At 53.7% G+C, this 4,993-nt stretch carries 4 protein-coding genes; 1 reads left to right on the top strand and 3 read right to left on the bottom strand.

Going from position 1 to position 4,993, the window contains the following annotated elements; genetic code table 11:
* Window positions 1-435: 435 nt before the first annotated feature.
* Complete coding sequence (locus JGZ97_RS17915; RefSeq protein WP_207064080.1) at window positions 436-717, bottom strand: HigA family addiction module antitoxin; 282 nt, start codon at window positions 715-717, stop codon at window positions 436-438.
* A 9-nt stretch (window positions 718-726) separates the two neighbouring features.
* Window positions 727-1,008, bottom strand: coding sequence for a type II toxin-antitoxin system RelE/ParE family toxin (locus JGZ97_RS17910; RefSeq protein WP_207064079.1), 282 nt, complete (start codon window positions 1,006-1,008; stop codon window positions 727-729).
* Between the two features lie 320 nt (window positions 1,009-1,328).
* Between JGZ97_RS17910 and JGZ97_RS17905 the strand changes: the two genes are divergently transcribed.
* Window positions 1,329-2,738 carry an undecaprenyl-phosphate glucose phosphotransferase gene (locus JGZ97_RS17905; protein WP_207064078.1) on the top strand — a complete coding sequence of 470 codons (1,410 nt, stop codon included), beginning with the start codon at window positions 1,329-1,331 and terminating at the stop codon, window positions 2,736-2,738.
* A 90-nt stretch (window positions 2,739-2,828) separates the two neighbouring features.
* On the opposite strand, the gene JGZ97_RS17900 is transcribed toward JGZ97_RS17905, so the two are convergent.
* The gene (locus tag JGZ97_RS17900) at window positions 2,829-4,073 is read right to left on the bottom strand and encodes an O-antigen ligase (RefSeq protein ID WP_207064077.1); all 1,245 of its coding nucleotides are present in this window, start codon (window positions 4,071-4,073) and stop codon (window positions 2,829-2,831) included.
* Window positions 4,074-4,993 lie beyond the last annotated feature (920 nt).

The following is a 4,993-nucleotide window of genomic DNA, read 5'->3' as shown; positions in this document are numbered from 1 at the left end:
ATACCGTATCTGGCGCTGCAAACCAGCGCCAGATGCCGAAAAACAGGGAGCTACAGCAGTTACTCGTAGCAAAGCTGGGGTTTGCGGGGAATACCGAGCGGTAGGCGCGGGTTACGCAGGAGTCTTAAAAAGTGTTGTGAAAATTCCGTCTCAAATCTGTCTCTGATTCAGGTCGGTAGATCTAACCATCTGAAATATTTAGCATTTCTGGATGTTGTCGATGGTCGCCTATAGAGAGGGAAGTACTGGGCGGTGAGGTTCAGCGTTTAACATGAGAAGCGAAATCTGAGCCTGGCACTGAAACCCTAGAAATGATTGAGGTCATCCGTGTGTTACATCGTCGTCAAGACCCTCAGCGGCATTTGAAATAACTTTGCGCTGCTGCTCAGCAGAGGATGACAGTACTGGCTGCTTTATCAGCCCGCTTTGTTTCAATTATGCTGCGTGCAAGGGATGTACACGGCTACGATCAATCCGTAGGCGGGCTTCTTCAAGATCGTAGTCATCTTGCAGACCAAGCCAGAATTTCTCACTGTTCCCAAAATAGATAGACAGACGTACAGCGGTGTCAGCCGTGATGGAGCGTTTTCCATGCACGATTTCGTTGATGCGTCGAGGCGGAACGTCGATGGCGCGAGCCAAAGCATTCTGGCTGATGGACAGCGGCTGTAAAAACTCCTCGAGAAGCACTTCGCCAGGATGGATATTGGGTAGCATGTGACACTCCTAGTGGTAATCCACAATTTCAACGTTATAAGCGTCGCCGTTACGCCAGTGAAAGCAGATTCGCCATTGCCCGTTAATTCGGATGCTGTGTGGACCGATTCGATCACCTTTTAGCGCTTCTAGCCGGTTGGCCGGCGGAATACGTAGATCATCTAAGGTAACCGCATTGTTGAGCATACGGAGCTTGCGTCGCGCAACGCTCTGAATAGTTTGGGGCAGTTTTCGCGCCCCTTTGCCTGTCCATATGCGCTCAGTTTCGCTACAACGGAATTGTTTAATCATCGGTAGACTATAACGCCAGTTGTTATATGACGCAAGGCGTTATAGCGTCCGTCTGGTTAAACAGCGCTTGCTCTGTCGGAATGTTTTTAGTGCTTAGCTTCGATCGGCAAGGCGGTTGAGGGGCGAACCTGCTCGTCTCAACCTGATCTGCACGGTTGACAAATTGTCTCGACGGTTATGCGCCAACCGGCGTCAGGCCTGGCGGGATACCGGTTTGGCCCCGAGGGCGCCACGGTTACCGCTATCGGGCACTATACGCGCTCATGTTGATCCGCGATAATGCCCTTTTTTTAGCATGACAGGGGATTGTCGCCCGTTTTATGAAATACTCCGGCTTCTTAAAAGAACACTCGCCCGCCCTGATGTGGGCCCTGCGCGTTACCGACTGGCTGGTGCTGGTCCTCTCCTGCTGGTTAGCTATGGCCATCGCCATCGATACTTGGACCTTTCACCGCATCTACACTATCGGGGCCATCGTCGCGTCCTTGGCGTCTTTCTCCATTTATCCCTTCTTCTCTATCTACCGGGCCTGGCGGGGGGCCACCAAGTTGGAGGAGGTGCGGGCGCTGTTTCTCGGCTGGACGGCGCTCTTTGCGGTGTTGGCGCTGTTGGCGGTTTTCAGTAAGACCTCCCACGATTACTCGCGTCTCTGGTTTGGTACCTGGTATCTAATTGGCTTGGTCGGTTTGATCGGCTCACGTTTCCTTCTGCGCTCGCTGCTCTCCTTTATTCGCGAGAATGGGTTGAATACCCGCTCGGTGGTGATCATTGGGGCGGGGGAGCTGGGGCAACGGGTCGCCACCACCCTGAAGATGGAGAGCTGGACCGGTCTTAATGTAGTCGGGTTCTTTGATGACGATGAAAACGTTTCCTTGGCCACCTTTGTCCGTGATATTCCGCTGCTGGGGCGGGTCGATGATTGCCCGGAGTATCTCCACCGAAACAAGGTCGATCAGGTGTGGATCTGCCTGCCACTTTCACGGGAGGAGGAGATGCGGACGTTGTTTCAACGGGTCGACGATGTACCCGTGGATCTGCGTTTCGTGCCGGACATCTTTGGTTTCCAACTGCTGAATCACTCCATTACTGAGATCGCCGGACTGCCGGTGATCGATCTTTCCGCGTCGCCCATGGATGGCATCCACCGGGTGGTCAAAGCCGTCGAGGACCGGGTACTGGCGGCGATCATCCTTGTTTTGATCAGCCCTTTGTTGGTTGGTATTGCAGTTGCGGTAAGGTTGACGTCGCCGGGGCCGGCGGTGTTCAAGCAGCGCCGTTACGGCATCAACGGCGAGGAGATTAAGGTCTACAAGTTTCGCTCCATGACGACCCAGGATAACGGTACCGAGGTCAAGCAGGCCCAGAAGGGGGATGCGCGGATTACACCGTTTGGTGCCTTCTTGCGCCGCACGTCCCTGGATGAACTACCGCAGTTCTTCAATGTGCTTCAGGGGCGGATGTCGATCGTGGGACCGCGTCCTCATGCAGTGGCACATAACGAGCAGTATAAGGGGCTGATCGGGGGCTATATGAAGCGTCATTTGGTTAAGCCGGGCATCACCGGTTGGGCCCAGATCAACGGATGGCGGGGCGAGACCGATACCTTGGACAAAATGGAGAAACGGGTCGAGTTTGACCTTTACTACATCGAGAACTGGTCAGTCTGGTTTGATCTGAAAATCATTTTCCTAACTGTGTTCAAGGGGTTTTTGCATAAGAATGCATACTAATCCCCGGCTGAGCACTTGCTTCGGCTTTGATTGGTTTTTCTGAAGATTGTATGGGATAGATGCCGACATGAGCTTGGCGAACGGGCCGGGTTAGTTTTTGCCGGGCGCCTCTGCCAGGCTGGCGTTTCGGTATTGGTAACTGAGCATTCCACCAAGGATCGCGAGGGTAAACGTAAGAAAGGTCGTGCTGATATTGTGCTCTAGCATCGCTTGGGTCAGGCTAAAATCGATATAGCCGAAGCAGAGTACCAGCCCGGCCGTGGCAAGTCGTAGGTCCAGTTCGCGTCGCCGAGTGAAAAACGCCAGCATGAAACTGTAGAAAAGGGTCAGGGCAAGCCCCCCCAAGATGCCCAACTCTACCAGCACATTTAAAAAGTCATTATGGGCATGGGTGAACACCTGTCCTGGGTTGATTTTCCCTTCTTTTATCAAGGCGCTCAATCTTGGTCCATAGGAATCCTTGCCGCCCCCGGCCCACGGTTCCTCCTGAAATTGGAGCCAAGCCCCCCGCCACATTTCCAGCCGGGTACCTGCAGATCCCTGCACTTTGCCCTCGTCGAAATAGGCTTGGGTGGTGATTACCGCTCGGTCCACCTTGTAACGAACCAGGTCATTGTTGAAGTAGACCAGTATCAGTGCGGCGATTAACGCTCCGAACATGCTCCACCGAACCAGCCGTCGCTCAACTATCGCCGAGAGTATCAGCCAAGCAACGAAGGGAATGGCTATCCAGCCGCCCCGGGTGCCCGAAGCTATTGAACCCAGTAAACCAAAGGCAGCAGCGACAAGTACCATGACTTGCAGAAACCTATTACTACAATGGGAATGTCGTGGAATCAGGTAGGTGGTGGCCAGTGCCCCCAGAATGAGCGAGATATCACCGAAAGGGATTTTGTGGGTGTAGCCGGAGGCCACCGTAAGCCCTTGCACGTACTTCTGGTAATAGCCGAAAATGCCGGCCCCGATAGCGCCTACCACCAAGCCCCAATACCAGAAATTCTCCGAAGTGCCGAACTGCCGCAGGGCAAAAAATACTGGTAGTGCCAACAAAAACCGGGAGGGTTTGTCGAAATGGGCCCAAACCCACTCTCCATGAAACAGCATAGAGAGCGCTGCCGCTAGGGGATAGGCCAGCATTGCTATCACAAAGAGCCATTCCGTTTTGTTCAGCCGCACTTTGGAGTAACGGCCATAAACGCCAAGCAATACCGCGCTCAGTATCAACATTGGTAGCGCGCCATAGCCCACGCCCCTTTGCAGCGTTAAGACAGCGGCGGGGAGTACAAAAATAGAAAGTGACAGAAGCCAATTCAGGACTCGCTGGGGTACCGCCATGGTGTTTTCTTGCAGGGGGGAGGATGTCTCCGGGGCGTATTTATGCAGCATCGGGGAGTTCATCGTTATTACTTCAATATCCTGGTTGGCGTTGGTCTGCCGCGTTACTAGAGGGTGAGGCCCTATTGGTCATAAGATCCAACATGATTAGGCGTGTTTGAGGCTGTTCCGGTACTTGGTCAATATCGGGATTGGTGCTTTTAAACGATACAGAGCGCAAGCGTTAAAAACGCTGTGCGGTAGTGTCCAGTGGCCGTATTTGCCCGTTCGGAACTCCCTTTATGCCCCTGGATTTTGTCGGACACGTATAATTTTCGTTTGGCGCCACGGGGCGTCTGAACAAAAATCGACTATACCGGATCTGGCGAGTGCACGCAGCATTCTGCTAAAGCGGTTCAGCGTGTTTTGTTGCCATCTCGGTGGTGACTCCTCTCAAGCGGATTGCTTGACTAGTCGGATTATGCCGGGCTCAGGCGCCACTTGAATGAACCCTTGTTGCGGCTTGGTTCGCTGAGTTTGAATACGGTCAGGTGATCCGTAAAACCAGGGGGTGGGGTGAAGCCTTCCGCCAGGGGCAGTCTTTAAGACCGCCGAACTGGCTCATGATACTCCCTCCCAGGTGTCGTCGGACTCAAAGCCTGGGCAGGGTGTTTGTGAGAGTGGTCCCGTAGGTTCATAAAGCCTGCTGGCCGTCTACTTCCGCTGCTGTCTAATTAGCACGTTGGCGCTGGTGGGTCACGGGAGGGCAGACCAAACGGTCGGTCTGCTCCCCCAGTCGATCAGACGCCCCTAACCCGCATTTTTCATGAAGGGGTAAACAGAAACGGCTGAAAGCCTTATGGTTGTTGGTGTCGAGCCTACTTCCACGCAGCTACAGCCGTGAGCAAAATGTTACCACAGTCGTTTCAGTTTTCACCCCT

It is taken from the genome of Motiliproteus sp. SC1-56, from assembly GCF_017309075.1.
Lineage (GTDB): Bacteria > Pseudomonadota > Gammaproteobacteria > Pseudomonadales > Balneatricaceae > Motiliproteus.
This window is presented reverse-complemented; position numbering and strand designations above follow the sequence as displayed.